At 67.2% G+C, this 14564-nt stretch carries 14 protein-coding genes and 1 pseudogene; 1 reads left to right on the top strand and 14 read right to left on the bottom strand.

Features of this window, described 5'->3' with window-relative positions:
* Window positions 1-12: 12 nt before the first annotated feature.
* From purM to ABIB51_RS15370, 3 genes are all read right to left on the bottom strand, one after another.
* Window positions 13-1176, bottom strand: a complete 1164-nt coding sequence (gene purM, locus ABIB51_RS15360; protein WP_354189486.1) for a phosphoribosylformylglycinamidine cyclo-ligase — start codon at window positions 1174-1176, stop codon at window positions 13-15.
* Window positions 1173-2846: an amidophosphoribosyltransferase gene (gene purF, locus ABIB51_RS15365; RefSeq protein WP_354189488.1), complete on the bottom strand. Its 1674-nt coding sequence runs from the start codon at window positions 2844-2846 to the stop codon at window positions 1173-1175. Before purF ends, purM begins: the two co-directional genes overlap by 4 nt.
* Window positions 2847-2911: 65 nt before the next feature.
* Entirely contained in the window at window positions 2912-3292 is a 381-nt protein-coding gene (locus ABIB51_RS15370; RefSeq protein WP_354189490.1) for a hypothetical protein, read from the bottom strand.
* 94 nt (window positions 3293-3386) lie between these two features.
* Between ABIB51_RS15370 and ABIB51_RS15375 the strand changes: the two genes are divergently transcribed.
* On the top strand, window positions 3387-4235 hold the full coding sequence (locus ABIB51_RS15375; RefSeq protein WP_354189492.1) for a class I SAM-dependent methyltransferase: 849 nt from the start codon (window positions 3387-3389) through the stop codon (window positions 4233-4235).
* Window positions 4236-4316: 81 nt separating this feature from the next.
* On the opposite strand, the gene bcp is transcribed toward ABIB51_RS15375, so the two are convergent.
* The 11 genes and pseudogenes from bcp to ABIB51_RS15430 all read right to left on the bottom strand — a co-directional run bounded on the left by bcp (window position 4317) and on the right by ABIB51_RS15430 (window position 14477).
* A complete protein-coding gene (gene bcp, locus ABIB51_RS15380; protein ID WP_354189494.1) occupies window positions 4317-4796 on the bottom strand; it encodes a thioredoxin-dependent thiol peroxidase in 480 nt (159 codons plus the stop codon).
* A 69-nt stretch (window positions 4797-4865) separates the two neighbouring features.
* On the bottom strand, window positions 4866-5522 hold the full coding sequence (locus ABIB51_RS15385; protein WP_354189496.1) for a winged helix-turn-helix domain-containing protein: 657 nt from the start codon (window positions 5520-5522) through the stop codon (window positions 4866-4868).
* 8 nt (window positions 5523-5530) lie between these two features.
* Complete coding sequence (gene allB / locus ABIB51_RS15390; protein WP_354189498.1) at window positions 5531-6874, bottom strand: allantoinase AllB; 1344 nt, start codon at window positions 6872-6874, stop codon at window positions 5531-5533.
* Window positions 6867-8063, bottom strand: coding sequence for a glycerate kinase (locus ABIB51_RS15395; RefSeq protein ID WP_354189500.1), 1197 nt, complete (start codon window positions 8061-8063; stop codon window positions 6867-6869). The genes allB and ABIB51_RS15395 overlap by 8 nt, the downstream gene beginning before the upstream one ends.
* Before the next feature lie 3 nt (window positions 8064-8066).
* On the bottom strand, window positions 8067-9845 hold the full coding sequence (gcl, locus tag ABIB51_RS15400; protein ID WP_354189502.1) for a glyoxylate carboligase: 1779 nt from the start codon (window positions 9843-9845) through the stop codon (window positions 8067-8069).
* Between the two features lie 171 nt (window positions 9846-10016).
* On the bottom strand, window positions 10017-11105 hold the full coding sequence (locus ABIB51_RS15405; protein WP_354189504.1) for a 2-hydroxy-3-oxopropionate reductase: 1089 nt from the start codon (window positions 11103-11105) through the stop codon (window positions 10017-10019).
* Window positions 11032-11739: pseudogene (locus tag ABIB51_RS15410) on the bottom strand (hydroxypyruvate isomerase family protein); the annotation flags it as partial. The pseudogene ABIB51_RS15410 and the gene ABIB51_RS15405, both read right to left, overlap by 74 nt.
* A gap of 192 nt (window positions 11740-11931) precedes the next feature.
* Window positions 11932-12144, bottom strand: a complete 213-nt coding sequence (locus ABIB51_RS15415) for a hypothetical protein (RefSeq protein ID WP_354189506.1) — start codon at window positions 12142-12144, stop codon at window positions 11932-11934.
* Window positions 12135-12713, bottom strand: coding sequence for an LssY C-terminal domain-containing protein (locus ABIB51_RS15420; protein ID WP_354189508.1), 579 nt, complete (start codon window positions 12711-12713; stop codon window positions 12135-12137). Before ABIB51_RS15420 ends, ABIB51_RS15415 begins: the two co-directional genes overlap by 10 nt.
* Window positions 12714-13491: 778 nt before the next feature.
* Window positions 13492-13668 (bottom strand): CsbD family protein, encoded by a 177-nt coding sequence (locus ABIB51_RS15425; RefSeq protein WP_354189510.1) that lies wholly within the window; start codon window positions 13666-13668, stop codon window positions 13492-13494.
* A 167-nt stretch (window positions 13669-13835) separates the two neighbouring features.
* On the bottom strand, window positions 13836-14477 hold the full coding sequence (locus tag ABIB51_RS15430) for an NADPH-dependent F420 reductase (RefSeq protein ID WP_354189512.1): 642 nt from the start codon (window positions 14475-14477) through the stop codon (window positions 13836-13838).
* Window positions 14478-14564 lie beyond the last annotated feature (87 nt).

Raw genomic sequence — 14564 nt, forward strand, 5'->3', positions numbered from 1 at the left:
GGTCGGGCGGGGTCAGGCGTAGGCGTTGACCAGCCGGACGCCGCCGCCGTCGACGCCCTTGGCGCCCTGCACATAGTCCGGTCCCGTCTTGAGGATCGAGTCCGAATTCTGTTCCACGGTGCCCATGACCCAGGCCGGCACGCCGCGGTCGTTGAGGCGGTTCACCGCGGCGTCGGCGATCTCGGGGGAAACGATCGCGACCATGCCCACACCGAGGTTCAGGGTGCGTTCGAGGTCGGCCAGCGGGACGTTGCCCAGCTCGGCGACCAGCTTGAAGATGGGCGGCAGTTCCCACGTGGCGCGGTCCACGGTGGCCAGCAGGCCCTGCGGGAGGACCCGGGCCAGGTTGGCTGCCAGGCCGCCGCCGGTGACGTGGCTGAAGCCGTGCACGCCGCGGGCCGAGTTCACCGGGAAGGTGCGGGCCAGGTCCAGGCAGTCCGCGGCGTAGACGCGGGTGGGCTCCAGGAGTTCCTCGCCCAGGGTGCGTCCGAGTTCGGAGACCTGGCGGTCCAGGGCCCAGCCGGCGTGGTTGATGACGCGGCGGACCAGCGAGTAGCCGTTGGAGTGCAGGCCGGATGAGGCCATGCCGATCACAACGTCGCCGGCGCGGACGCGGTCCGGGCCGAGCAGATCTGCGGCTTCGACAACACCGGTGGCGGCACCGGCGACGTCGTATTCGTGCTCACCGAGCAGGCCGGGGTGCTCGGCGGTTTCGCCGCCCACCAGCGCGGTGCCCGCGACGGAGCAGGCGGCCGCGATGCCGCGGACAATGTCCGCGATGCGCTCGGGGACAACCTTGCCGCAGGCGATGTAGTCGGTCATGAACAGCGGCTCGGCGCCGACCACGACGATGTCATCGACCACCATGCCGACGAGGTCGAAGCCGATGGTGTCGTGGATGTCCATGGCCTGGGCGATCGCCACTTTGGTGCCGACGCCGTCGGTGGAGGTGGCCAGCAGCGGGCGCTTGTACGTGAGCAGCTTCGAGACGTCGTAAAGTCCGGCGAAGCCGCCGACGCCGCCGATCACCGAGGCGTTGTGGGTCGCCTTGACGGCGCCCTTCATAAGTTCGACAGCGCGGTCGCCCGCTTCGACGTCGACGCCCGCGGAGGCATAGGTGATGCCGGCGGCGTTCTGGGCGGCGTTCATGTCAGCGGCCGGGGAGGCGGAAGTCATACGGGCTCTTTCTTGTCGGCTGTGGTGACGCGGTCGGCATCGGTGAGCAGTTCTTCGAATTCGGCGTCCGGTCCCGGATCGCAACCGGTGGCACCGGCCTTCTCGGCCGGATCCTCGTCGGCGCTGATGCCGGCGGCGGCTTCAGCGGCGGATTCCGACGCTGAAGCGCCGAGGGCGGCATCTCCGGCGGCGGGCAGTCCGCCGAGGTCCGTGCGCTCCAGCAGGTTCTTGCCGAGCTTGTCCGAGCCCGGGAGCTCGATGGGGTACTTGCCGGTGAAGCAGGCGGTGCAGAGACGTTCGCGCGGCTGCTGGGTGGCGCCGATCATGCCGTCTTCGGAAATGTAGGCCAGGGAATCGGCTCCGATGGCCTGGGTGATTTCCTCGACGGTGGCGCCGTTGGCGATCAGCTCCGCGCGGGAGGCGAAGTCGATGCCGTAGAAGCACGGCCATTTCACCGGCGGGGAGGAAATCTTGATGTGGACGCTGGCGGCGCCGGCTTCCCGGAGCATCCGGACGATCGCGCGCTGGGTGTTGCCGCGGACGATCGAGTCATCCACCACCACAACCCGCTTGCCGCGGATCACGGATTCCAGGGCGTTGAGCTTGAGCCGGATGCCGAGCTGGCGCAGCGTCTGCGAGGGCTGGATGAAGGTGCGGCCCACGTAGGAGTTTTTGACGAAGCCGTGCGCGAACGGGATGCCGGATTCCTCGGCGTAGCCCACAGCCGCGGGGGTGCCCGATTCCGGGACCGGGATGACAATGTCCGCTTCCTGGGTGTTTTCGCGGGCCAGCTGGCGGCCCATTTCCACGCGGGATTCGTACACCGAACGGCCCGCAATCGAGGCGTCGGGACGTGCAAGGTACACGTATTCGAAAACGCATCCGGCCGGCGTCGCCTCGGCGAAGCGCTGGGAGCGGACGCCGTCCTCGTCGATCGCAATGAACTCGCCGGGTTCGATTTCGCGGATGAAGCTGGCGCCGACGGTGGCGAGGGCGGACTGCTCGGAGGCAACCACCCAGCCGCGTTCCAGCCGGCCCAGGCAGAGCGGGCGGATCCCGTAGGTGTCGCGGGCTGCGTAGAGGGTGCCTTCGTCCATAAAGACGAAGCAGAAGCCGCCCTTGATCTTGGGCAGCAGCTCCATGGCGGTCTGTTCCAGGGACTTGCCCTCTTCGCCCTCCAGGAGCGCGGTGACCAGGGCCGTGTCCGAGGTGTTGCCCTGCTTCATTTCGCCGCTGAGCTGGCCGCCGTTGCGGTCCTCGATCATCGCCTTGAGCTCGGCGGTGTTGGTGAGGTTGCCGTTGTGGGCCAGGGCCACAGTGCCTGTGGCGGTAGCGCCCAGGGTGGGCTGGGCATTGGCCCAGTGGCTGGCGCCGGTAGTGGAGTAGCGGCAGTGGCCGACGGCCAGGTGCCCGGTCAGGGTGTTCAGCGTGGTCTCGTCGAAGACCTGGGAAACGAGGCCCATGTCCTTGTAGACGTTGATCCGCTTGCCGTCGCTGGTTGCTATGCCAGCCGACTCCTGACCGCGGTGCTGCAGTGCATACAGCCCGTAATAGGTGAGTTTTGCAACCTCTTCGCCGGGAGCCCAGACCCCGAAGACGCCGCAAGCGTCCTGAGGGCCTTTTTCGCCAGGGAGGAGATCATGAGAAAGTTTTCCATCGCCGCGTGCCACTGGTCGATTATCTCACGTTGTGCGCTAAGACTTTTCCGGTCGCCGCTTTATGACCTGCACGGGACTCAGGGGCGGTGCTGGTTCCCCGTGCCGCCGTCGGACCGGCCGTCGTTCTCCGGTCCGGCGTCGGGAACGCTGTCTGGGACAGCCTCGACGACGGCGCGCTTCGCCCGGCGGATGCTCAGGCGGTCCAGCAGCAGGGCGGCGACGGCGCCGAGGACGGCTCCGCCGGCGGCGCACAGCACCACGAAGAAGCCGAAAACAGCACCGGCGTCGTAGCTCTCGTCGCCCGGGACGCCGTAGGCGAGGAAGGCGGCCACGCCGAAGCCCAGGAGCCCGCCCAGTACCAGGAACGGCACGTACTTCGGCGCCCGGCGCACGGTGACCTCGCGCCGCTCGGGGACGTGCTGCTCGCCTGAAGTGCCGGAGTTATCGGGGGTAGACATGCCGTTAAGCCTACTGCCCCGGTAGCCATTGCCGCCGCCGGGGCGGCGGAGCACACTTGGGGTGGGGGAAGGCACGGAACAGCCTAGGAGCGCCATGTCAGCCTCAGCGGAGCAGATCAGGGACCAACAACGCAGCATCTGGGATGCGTTCTCCGCAGGCTGGCGAAAATGGGACGCCGAAGTGCTCGGCTGGCACGCACCCTTCGGTGACGCGGTGATCCAGGAGGCGTGGCTCCGCCCGGACTCCGCCGTCCTCGACGTCGCCGCCGGAACCGGCGAACCTGGTCTCACGGCTGCCGCCCTCGTCCCCCGCGGCAGCGTCGACCTGCTGGACCTCTCCGAGGGGATGCTGCGGGTTGCCTCCGAGAAAGCGGCGGGCCGCGGGCTCATGAACGTCCGCACAGCAGTCGGCGATGCCGCCGCCCTGCCGTTCGGGGACGACACGTTCGATGCGGTCCTCTGCCGTTTCGGCCTGATGTTCTTCCCCAGCGTGTCCTCGGCGGTGAATGAAATGGCGCGCGTTGCCAGGCCGGGCGCGCGGGTCAGCGCCGCCGTCTGGGGCAGGGCGGCCGAGAACCCGTGGGCCACGCTGATCCTCGGTACGATCGCACGCCACACCGAGCTGCCGGTGCCGCAGACCGGCGCACCCGGGCTGTTCCGGTGCGCCGCGCCGGGGTTCATGGGCAGGGTCTTCAGGGACGCCGGGCTGGTCGACGTCAGCGAACGGAAGGTCAGCACGGACCTGGTGCACAAGTCGCCGGAGCTTTACTGGGAGTTCATGACCGACATTGCAACCACCGTGGGGGTGGGGCTGGCCAGGGCGGACCGGGACTCCCGGGAGCTGATCCGCGCCGACGTCTTCCAGCTGCTGGGCCGTTACGAACACGACGGCGCCATCCGGCTCCGCTCCACGGCGACCATTGTGGCGGGGACGCGGGTGTAGGCGGTTCCGCGGCAATTTCGGACGGGCGCTGCGCGGATCCGCGGTGCGCGCGTCCGAAAACGCCGCGTAATCGCAGTGTAGCTAGACGCCCAGCCCTTCCTTCAGCGCGGCGACGTGGCCACGCGCGTTGACCTGGTACTGCGCCAGCTTCACCTTGCCCTCGGGATCGAGCACTACGGTGGAGCGGACGATCCCTTCGGTGACCTCGCCGTTGACCAGCTTCTCGCCCCACGCGCCGTAGGCCAGCGCCACGGCGTGGTCTTCGTCGGAGAGCAGCGGGAAGGTGAGGGCGAAGTCGCCGGTGAAGTGCGCCAGTGCCTCCGGGGCGTCGGGGGAGATGCCCAGCACCTCATAGCCGGAACCCTGCAGGGACGCCAGGTTGTCGCGGAAATCGCAGGCCTCGGTGGTGCAGCCAGGGGTGGCGGCCTGCGGGTAGAAGTACACAATGACATTCTTGCCGCGGTAATCGGCCAGCGCGACCTTCTGCCCCGCGGCGTCAGGAAGGGTGAAGTCCGGGGCGGGGGTTCCGGGCTGGAGTTTGACGGTCAGTTTGGAGCTCATGGGATTTCCTTCGGGGTCTTGAGGGGTCTCGTTGCGGAAAAAGCTGTCTGCCGATGCACAACAACTGGTTCAGATGCTGTATTCCGCTGGCCCGCGCACCTTGGCATGGGGTCCGGGCACAAACTGGTAGCCGCCGCCGCGGACCGTGGCGATCGCGTGCCGCCCGCCCCGCAGCTTGCGCCGCACCCGGCCCACGTACACATCGATGGAACGGGACGCCGCCGCGGGGGAATCAAAATATTCAAGGAACAGCCGGAGCTCTTCCCGGCTCACGGTGTGGGAGCAATGCTCCACTAGGTACCGCACCAGTCTGAACTCGACGCCGGTCAGCGGGACCCGCTGCCCGTCCAGCTGCACCTCGGCGGCGGCAAGGTCCACGCAGACCAAGCTGGCGGGACCGGCCGACGGCGGCAGGAGGGTGGCGCCGTCGTCGTCCTCCTGCGGGGAGTCCTCCGCGGGGGACGGCGACGGCACGGTGTTTCCGCCGTCGGCGGACGTTGCAGCCCCTGGGGCGGGCCAGAGCTGGACGTCCGCCCCCGGGGCAATCTTCTCGGCGTGCGCCAGCAGCAATTCTGCGGCCCGCGCCAGCACGGCGCGATCGATGTCCCGGCCGGCGGCCGGCGTTACCCAGACGGCCAGGCCGTGCGCGCTGAGCCGCGGTCCGGAAGCCGGACTAGGCCGACGGCGCGCATATATGCCTGGTGGGGAATGGACTTCGGTTGCCATGGAAGCCGTCAGACTCCGCCGCGGCGGAGCAGCCGTCCGCTGGGGGTGCGGCCGTCGATTTCCTGGCCGCGCAGGAAGGTCCGGCGGACCACACCGGAGAGCGCCTTGCCGTCGTACGGGGTGATGGGGTTCTTGTGCTTGAGCTTGGAGACGTCCACGACGAAGGCCTCGTCGGGCGCGAAGACGGAGAAATCAGCGTCGTAGCCCAGGGCCAGCTGGCCCTTGGTGGCCAGCCTGGCCAGGGCGGCGGGCTTGCCGGCCATCCAAGACACCACCTGTTCCAGCGGAATGCCGCGGTGCCGGGCCTCGGTCCAGATCAGGGACAGGCCCAGCTGGAGGGAGGAGACCCCGCCCCAGGCCACGGCGAAGTCGCCGTTTTCCAGGTCCTTGAGGTCCAGGGTGCTGGGAGAGTGATCGGAGACGATGCAGTCGATGGTGCCGTCCTGGAGGCCCTTCCAGAGCAGTTCCCGGTTGGAGGCCTCGCGGATGGGCGGGCAGCACTTGTACGCCGTGGCACCGTCCGGGATCTCCTCAGCCGTGAGCGTGAGGTAGTGCGGGCAGGTCTCCACGGTGAGCTTCACGCCGTCGCGCTTGGCGCTGGCGATCATGGGCAAGGCGTCCGAGGAGGACAGGTGCAGGATGTGGGCGCGGGCGCCGGTCCAGCGGGCCCGTTCGATGACCTCGGCGATGGCCTTGTTCTCGGCGCCGCGGGGGCGTGAGGCCAGGAAGGTGGAGTAGTGGTCGCCGCTGGGGTGCGGTGCGCGGTCGATCGCGTGCGAGTCCTCGGCGTGGACGATCATGAGCGAGTCAAAGGACTTCAGCTCCGCCATGTCCTCTTCCATCTCATCCGCTTCCAGGTGCGGGAATTCGTCCACGCCGGAGTGCAGGAGGAAGCACTTGAAGCCGAAGACGCCCTCGTCGTGCAGCGGCCGCAGGTCTGCCTTGTTGCCGGGCACTGCACCGCCCCAGAAGCCCACGTCAACGAACGCCTGGTCCTCGGCGACTTCGCGCTTGAGCTTGAGGCCTTCCACGGTGGTGGTGGGCGGGATCGAGTTCAGCGGCATGTCGATGATGGTGGTCACGCCGCCCGCTGCGGCTGCGCGGGTGGCGGAGGCGAAGCCCTCCCACTCGGTGCGGCCGGGTTCGTTGACGTGCACGTGCGTGTCCACGAGGCCGGGAAGGAGGGTCTCGTCGTCGGCCAGTTCGATGATCTCGGTGCCGGCCAGGCCGTTGCCCAACGGTTCCAGGGCCACGATCCTGCCGCCGCGGACGCCTACTTCGCGCGGGGCGATCCCGGCGGTGGTGAGGATGCGCCGGCCGCGGATGATCAGGTCAAAACGTTCTTCAGACACGGAGGTCCTCCTTGGTTTGGGCGGCGCCGGCGGGCTTTTCGGCCGCCAGCCAGCCGCTGATCCGGGTGCCCAGCTGCTCGAGAAGCGCTCCCGCCTCTGCTACGCACCTGTCTACATTGCTTTCCAGCGCGGTCAAAGCATAAATGTGCTCGAAGCCGGCGGCTGTCGCCTGGTCGGGAGCCAGCGTGGTGCGGCCGCAGACGGCGATCACGGGCACGCCCTGCGCTGCTGCGGCCCGGGCCACCCCGATGGGGGTCTTGCCCAGCAGGCTTTGTTCGTCCAGGCTGCCTTCGCCGGTGATCACCAGGTCGGCGCCGGCCAGGCGTTCGGCCAGGCCGGTGAAGCCGAGGACCACGTCGATGCCCGGGCGCCGGGTGGCGGCCAGGACTGCGATGGCCGCGAAGCCCACGCCGCCTGCTGCGCCGGCGCCGGGCGCTTCGGCTGCCCTAACAGCACGGAATCCGATTTCCCTGGCCAGGACTTCGACAAACCTGGCCAGGGCGGCGTCGAGCGTGTCGACATCCTGTTGTGTGGCGCCCTTTTGCGGGCCGAAAACCGCCGCGGCGCCCTGGGCGCCCAGCAGGGGGTTGTCGACGTCGGACGCCAGCACAAAGCGTGTATCCACCAGACGGGGCTCAAAGTCGGTGAAGTCGATGCTGTGGAGATTGGCCAGCGCGGCACCGCCGGACGGGAGTTCGTTGCCCTGGCGGTCCAGGAACCTGGCGCCGAGCCCCTGCAGGAGTCCGGCGCCGCCGTCGGTATTTGCGCTTCCCCCAACGCCCAGCACAATGCGGCGGCAGCCCTCATCCAGGGCGGCGCGGATCAGCTGGCCGGTGCCCCGGCTGGTGGCCGTGGCGGCTGTTTCCGGATCCGGCCGGCCACCGGCCATGACCTGCGGCAGCAGCGCGAGCCCGGAGGCGGTGGCCATTTCGATGACGGCCTCGTGGTTCCGGACGGCGAACTCCGCGTCCACGGGTTCGCCGGTGGGGCCGGCCACCGTGACGGTGCGCCGGGTGAAACCGGAGCCGACGGCGGCGTCGAGGGTGCCCTCGCCGCCGTCGGCCACGGGAATCCGGATGACCTCAAGGTTGCCGCCGGCGCCCGCCTGCAGGCCCTTTTCCAGGTGCCTGCAGACGTCCGGGGCGGAGAGAGATCCCTTGAACTTGTCCGGCGCAATGACGATCCGCATGGTTTACGCCTGCAGTGCCAGGATGGCGGTGGGGGCGTCCGCAGCGGTTTCGGCCAGTTCCTCGAACTCGTTCACGGCGTTGATTTCCACACCCATGGAGATGTTGGTGATCTTTTCCAGGATCACTTCAACCACCACGGGAACCTGGAACTCGCCCATCAGGGCCTTGGCCTTGTCGAACGCTGACGGCAGATCCGCCGGGTCCAGCACGCGGACGGCCTTGCAGCCCAGGCCCTCGGCAACCTTCAGGTGGTCCACGCCGTAGCCGTTGGTTTCGGGGGAGTTGATGTTCTCGAACGCCAGGGACACGTTCTGCTCCATCTTGAAGCCGCGCTGGGACTGGCGGATGAGGCCTAGGTAGGAGTTGTTCACCACCACGTGGATATACGGGATGTTGAACTGGGCGCCCACGGCCAGTTCCTCGATCATGAACTGGAAGTCGTAGTCGCCGGACAGCGCCACGACGGTCTCATCCGGCTTGCCGCGGACCACGCCAAGTGCGGCGGGGCCGGTCCAGCCCAGGGGGCCTGCCTGGCCGGCGTTGATCCACTTGCGCGGGCCGAAGACGTGCAGCATCTGCGCGCCGGCGATCTGGGACAGGCCGATCGTCGAGACGTAGGTGGTGTCGCGACCGAAGGCCTTGTTCATCTCCTCGTACACGCGCTGCGGCTTGATGGGGATGTTCTCGAAGTGCGTCTTGCGGTGCAGGGAGGCCTTGCGGTCCTGGCACGCGGCAGCCCAGGCGCTGTAGTCCGGCAGGGATCCTGCTGCCTTGCGCTCCTTGGCGAGTTCAATCAGGCCGGTCAGCGCCGCACCGGCGTCGGACGCGATGCCCAGGTCCGGGGAGAACACGCGGCCGATCTGGGTGGGCTCGATGTCGATGTGCACGAACTTGCGGCCGGCCGTGTAGGTGTCCAGGCCGCCGGTGTGGCGGTTGGCCCAGCGGTTGCCGATGCCGATCACGAAGTCTGAGGCCAGCATGGTCTCGTTTCCGTAGCGGTGGCTGGTCTGCAGGCCCACCATGCCGGCCATCAGCGGGTGGTCGTCGGCGATGGCGCCCCAGCCCATCAGGGTGGGGATGACCGGAACGTTCAGCAGTTCGGCCAGTTCCACCAGTTCCGCGGAGGCGCCGGCGTTGATGATGCCGCCACCGGCAACGATCAGCGGGCGCTCGGCTGCGGTCAGCATGTCCAGGGCTTTCTCCAGCTGCTTGCGGCTGGCCGTGGGCTTCTGGACAACGATGGGCTCGTAGGTGTCGATGTCGAATTCGATCTCGGCCATCTGCACGTCGATGGGCAGGTCCAGCAGGACCGGGCCCGGGCGGCCGGAGCGCATGAGCTGGAAGGCCTTCTGGAAGGCGCCCGGAACCTGGCCGGGCTCCATGACGGTCATGGACATCTTGGTGACCGGGGCGGCGATGGTCTGGATGTCCACGGCCTGGAAGTCTTCCTTGTGCAGTTTGGCCACGGGGGCCTGGCCGGTGATGCAGAGCATGGGGATGGAATCGGCCCACGCCGCGTACAGGCCGGTGATCATGTCAGTGCCTGCAGGGCCCGAGGTGCCGATGCAGATGCCGATGTTGCCATCCTTGGCTCGGGAGTAGCCGTCTGCCATGTGGCTGGCGCCTTCAACGTGGCGGGCCAGCGTGTGGCGGACGCCGCCGTTCTTCCGCATGGCGGAGTAGAACGGGTTGATGGCCGCTCCTGGCAGGCCGAACGCCTCGATGGCGCCTTCCTTTACCAGGATCGCGACGGCAGCGTCAACGGTGCGCATCTTAGTCATTGTGTACTCCTTGAAAGTGGTGGTCGAGCCTGTTGAGACCCGAAATTTGGTGTGCTTAAGTAGCCCGGCGAACGGTCGCGGGGCACTTTGGGGGAGTCGTCGTCGTAAATTACGACGGCGGCCGGCGTGTCCGTGTCGAAGTGCCCCAGTTGTGGTCGGTCGGCGCTGCTCCTACTTGCGGCCGCTGAGCTGCAGGACCTGCTTGAAGAGGCCCGAGTGGTCCAGTCCGCCGTCGCCCTGGTTGACGGTTGCGGCGACGAGCTGTGCGACGACGGCGCCGAGGGGGATGGCGACGTTGGCTTCGCGGGCTGCGGAGGTAACGATGCCGAGGTCCTTGTGGTGGAGGGCCAGACGGAAGCCGGGGTCGAAGTTGCGGTCAAGCATCTTCTGGCCCTTCTGGTCGAGGACCTTGGAGCCGGCCAGGCCGCCGCCGAGGACCTTGAGGGCGGCGTCGGTGTCCACGCCGTAGGCCTCAAGGAAGGCGATTGCTTCGCCGAGGACCTGGATGTTGACGGCCACGATCAGCTGGTTGGCTGCCTTGACGGTCTGGCCGGAGCCGGAGGGGCCGACGTGGACGATGGTCTTGCCGACGGCAGTGAGGACCGGCTGTGCTGCCTCGAAGTTGGCTGCCTCGCCCCCCACCATGATGGAGAGAGCTGCGTTGATGGCGCCCTGTTCACCGCCGGAGACCGGGGCGTCGAGGGGGCGGATGCCGGCTTCTTTGGCATCGTCAGCGAGGCGCTTGGCGACATCCGGGCGGATGCTGCTGGCGTCAATCCACAAGGTGCCCTTCTTCGCGTTGGCGAAGACGCCGTCCTTGCCGCTGACTACGCCCTCGACATCGGGGGAGTCCGGCACCATCGTGATGACGACGTCGGCATCCTTGACGGCCTCCGCGATGCTCGTAGCACCCTGGCCGCCTTCGGAGACGAGCTTGTCGATCTTGTCCTGGCTGCGGTTGAAGCCGGTGACACTGTGGCCGGCCTTGACGAGGTTGATGGCCATGGGGAGGCCCATGATGCCGAGTCCGATGACTGCAACGTTGCTCATTGTGGTTCCTTCACTGAAAGTCTGTTGGCGGTGCTGGCGGTGGTTAGCGGGCGACGCGCTGGCGGATGGCCCAGGCGAACGCGGTTTCCGCCGGTTCCTTGTATTCGAGGCCGATGTAGCCGTCGTAGCCGAGTTCGCGGCTGCGGGCGATCCATTCGCCGAGGGGAAGCTCGCCGGTTCCGGGAGCCCCGCGGCCGGGGTTGTCGGCAATCTGGATGTGGCCGAAGTCCTTGGCGTGGTTTTCGATGACGGCTGCGACGTCGTCCCCGTTGACTGCCAGGTGGTAGAAGTCCGCGAGGAGCTTGACGTTCTCTACGCCGGATTCCGCCTTGACCCGGGCGATCACCTTGAGTGCGTCTTCAGCCGTGAGGAGCGGGTACTTGGGTGCACCGCTGACGGGTTCGAGGAGGACGGTGCCGCCGATGCCCGCAACGCCGGCAGCTGCCGCGGCGAGGTTTTCGGCGCCGATGGCGTCCTGCTTTTCAGCCGATTCGCCGTCGACGCGGTTGCCGTAGAGGGCGTTGAACGCCTTGCAGCCGAGGCGCTCGCCGATGCCGGCAACGACGTCGATGTTGTCCAGGAATTCGGTGGAGCGGGCGGGCCAGGAAACCAGGCCGCGGTCGCCGCCGGGCATGTTGCCGGCGTTGAAGTTCAGGCCCGTGAGCTGGACGCCGGCGTCCTTGATGGCGTTCTCGAACCCGGTGACCTGGGCGTCCGTGGGGACGGAGGTGTCGAAGGGCCACCAGAACTCGACGGCGTCAAAGCCGGCAGCCTTTGCGGCTGCGGGGCGCTCGAGCAGGGGAAGCTCCGTCAAGAGGATGGAGCAGTTCACTGTGTACGTCATCGTAGGTCCTTCCGAGGAGGGCTTTGATCTATCTTCCCGGCTGCTTGGCTCTTGGCTGGTTCAGTCTATCGAGTTTCCGCTTTGTGGAATTTAGATTCTGCTTTATGAAAAGTTTAGGGAAGGTGGGCGCGGGAGTCAAGGGGGTGTTGGGATAAGCGGGGGCTCGAAGGCGCCGAGGGGACTTGCCGCAGCTCAGAACGCCGCGCGGCCGCCGGGGCGCGTCGAATCCCGTTTGGGCTCTTTGCGGTCTCGCCGCGCGTAGATGCGGGCCCTTTCGCTGGAAAGGGCGAGGATCAGCAGGATGTCCAGGGTGAGGCCGGGCAGGTTTGCTTCCAGTGTTGCCAAGGGGCCGCCGTTCACAACGTCGATCGCCTGGATGGCGATGGCTACTGTACTCAGGGCCATGGCGGTGACGCGGGCCCGGTTGCTGCCAAGGAAGACGAACCAGGCCAGCAGAAGTTCGCCGAGGGCAACGAGGCCAACGAAGCCAACGAAGCACAGTCCCGCGTAGAGGACGATCTCAGCCTGGTCAGGCCCAGTCCGTCGTCCGATTGAATGCTGACGCCCTGCAGCAGATCGTCCGGGGACAGGAAACCGGACACCACTGCGACGATGGCGGCCACTGCCCGTGCACCCGCGAGAAGTGCCCCCACGATGGTGGGCGCCGGCCTCTTGTTTCGGCTGTCGCTGGGCGAATGTTGGGCCGGCCCCAGGGCCGCCGTGATTAGTCCCAGATCCACGATGGGAAGGTCGCCGTCGGTGGTGATGGTATCGCCTCCGCCGTTGCGGGTGTGGTAGCCGGTGGAGAAGTCACGAAGCACCTCCACCTTCGCCGCGGGATCGGTCTTGACGATGCTTGAGACAATGTGGTCGCGTTCGGTATCGGTGTTCTCGTCGATCTTGTGGGTGATCTGCAGAGTGAAGAGGGAGAATCCGACGCTCCGGTCATAGGTCCCGGCAGTCAGCCAGTCCACCGCGTGCCCGCCCGGCGATTGCGGCGGCAGTAACGGCCTGCAGCCCCAGAAAGACCCACAATGGCGGCGAAGCGTCATAGCCATGGAGGTAGAACGTCCACATCATCTGCCACACGAAAAAATGGGATACCTCCCACGGCAGCAGCTTCACCACGGTGCGCACCAGGACTCTCCGGCGGGCAGGAGCCGAGCCGTCGACGGCCGTTACCTCCAGGCCCATTCGGCGCTTACCCCAGGTTGCATGATGTGGGCCCGATTCGCAGCGATATTCGTCAGCTTGGGCCGGGGGGCATTGCCACGGAACCCCCGAGCAGACCCAATGAGAGGGCCGGAACCAGAGCGATTCGTGCCCGGATTGAACGGGTTTTCATTGTTAAAGTGATAGACATTTTTCTTGCTCCTATTAGGGATCCGATTCACCAAAATTCGGGCAGGGTTAAGCCGACGCGACTGAGCCTGTCGCGATTGATCAGTGTGGCGGCCGCAGCCAGCCCGTCCCATTTTCAACAGCACACCCCGCCTGAGCGGGGGCCGGATTCATCATGATTTTGTGATCCGGTAGTTCAATCCCGCGCCTGCATTTGGGCCCGGTTAGGGCCATGGGTGCCCGGTTTGGCACGTTTTTCGAGAGTCAGCCAAATGCGTTGTCTCCCGCGATAACAGGCGCAAATCTGCTCGCTCCAGCAACGCCACGCGCTCGGGGGCCTCGGAGTAGTCCCTGGCGGGGCATAGAAAAACGGGCGGTTCCTGGCAGAGCCGCCCGTTCGATTAATCGAATTTAGTGCCGCTTGAAGGCGTGCCTGATCTTGTCGCCGGCTTGCTTGAGGTCGGCCCGAACTGCGCGGGCCGTGCCTTCGGCCCTCATGCGGTCGTTGCCGCTGACCTCGCCGGCGACCTTCTTTCCCTTGCCGTGCAGCCTCTCCGCGGCGTTGTGGATCCCCTCACCCAAACCCATTGCGGTCCTCCTTGTGGCGCGGCCCGTGCAGCTGATTGCTGCAGCTGCCGCCACTTAATTGTAGAAACGAATGGTCCCCACTGCACCACAGATTTTGACGTGGTCGTGTGCCGGCCCGCAGCCGCAACTGGACTAATTGCCGCGGGCCGGCGCCGCCCGCCAACCCGTCAGATGGTCCGCGACGCCTTGGCCAGGTTCTCGCTGAGTTCAGCAGCGTTCTGCCGCACCACATACGCCGGACGGTCCCGCTCCGCGCGCCAGCTCTCGGAGAGCGGGCCGATGTTGACCGTGTCGAAGCCGAACTCGTCATAGAGCTTCTTCACGAGCTCGCTGGCCTCGGGGTAATCGCTCGCGGTGGCCAGTGCTCGGCGGTTCGGCGTGCCGGCAGGGGTGCCGTCCGTGGTGATCTCGCTGTACCGGATGTGGTTGAAGGCCTTCGCCACCTTGGAGGTGGGCAGGTGTTCCTGCACCAGACCGGAAGTGGTGGCCTCACCGGCGTCGAGGGCAGGAACCCGGCCGTCGCGCTCCCAGTAGTAGTTGCCGGTATCGATCACGATCTTCCCCGCCAGCAGCTCCACGGGTATGCCGCCGAGACTCCTGAAGGGAACGGTCACGACGGCGAAATCGCCCGCCGCTGCCGCCTCGGCCGGCGTCGCGGCCCGGGCGCGGGGTCCCAGTTCCGCCACGAGTGCGGCCAGCGTTTCCGGGCCGCGGGAATTGCTGAGCACGACGTCGTAGCCGAGTTCGACCGCTTTGTGGGCAACCTGGCTGCCAATGTGTCCTGCTCCGATGATTCCGATGGTTGTCATATCCGGGGCAACACCGGCGCCCGTGGGGATATTTCGAGCGTTACGCCCTGCGATGGCGATCGCCGCCGGCGCCGCCGTCGTGCGTAG

This window comes from Arthrobacter sp. UYCu712 (genome assembly GCF_040547005.1).
Classification (GTDB): Bacteria; Actinomycetota; Actinomycetes; order Actinomycetales; family Micrococcaceae; genus Arthrobacter.

Bases quoted from the DNA above. Each gene is read 5' to 3' on its own strand.
- ABIB51_RS15375 (WP_354189492.1), top strand. From the start codon at position 3,387: ATGTCAGCCTCAGCGGAGCAGATCAGGGACCAACAACGCAGCATCTGG.
- ABIB51_RS15425 (WP_354189510.1), bottom strand. From the start codon at position 13,668: ATGGGTTTGGGTGAGGGGATCCACAACGCCGCGGAGAGGCTGCACGGC.
- purM (WP_354189486.1), bottom strand. From the start codon at position 1,176: ATGACTTCCGCCTCCCCGGCCGCTGACATGAACGCCGCCCAGAACGCC.
- ABIB51_RS15430 (WP_354189512.1), bottom strand. From the start codon at position 14,477: ATGACAACCATCGGAATCATCGGAGCAGGACACATTGGCAGCCAGGTT.
- ABIB51_RS15370 (WP_354189490.1), bottom strand. From the start codon at position 3,292: ATGTCTACCCCCGATAACTCCGGCACTTCAGGCGAGCAGCACGTCCCC.
- ABIB51_RS15395 (WP_354189500.1), bottom strand. From the start codon at position 8,063: ATGCGGATCGTCATTGCGCCGGACAAGTTCAAGGGATCTCTCTCCGCC.
- gcl (WP_354189502.1), bottom strand. From the start codon at position 9,845: ATGACTAAGATGCGCACCGTTGACGCTGCCGTCGCGATCCTGGTAAAG.
- ABIB51_RS15415 (WP_354189506.1), bottom strand. From the start codon at position 12,144: ATGGCCCTGAGTACAGTAGCCATCGCCATCCAGGCGATCGACGTTGTG.
- bcp (WP_354189494.1), bottom strand. From the start codon at position 4,796: ATGAGCTCCAAACTGACCGTCAAACTCCAGCCCGGAACCCCCGCCCCG.
- ABIB51_RS15385 (WP_354189496.1), bottom strand. From the start codon at position 5,522: ATGGCAACCGAAGTCCATTCCCCACCAGGCATATATGCGCGCCGTCGG.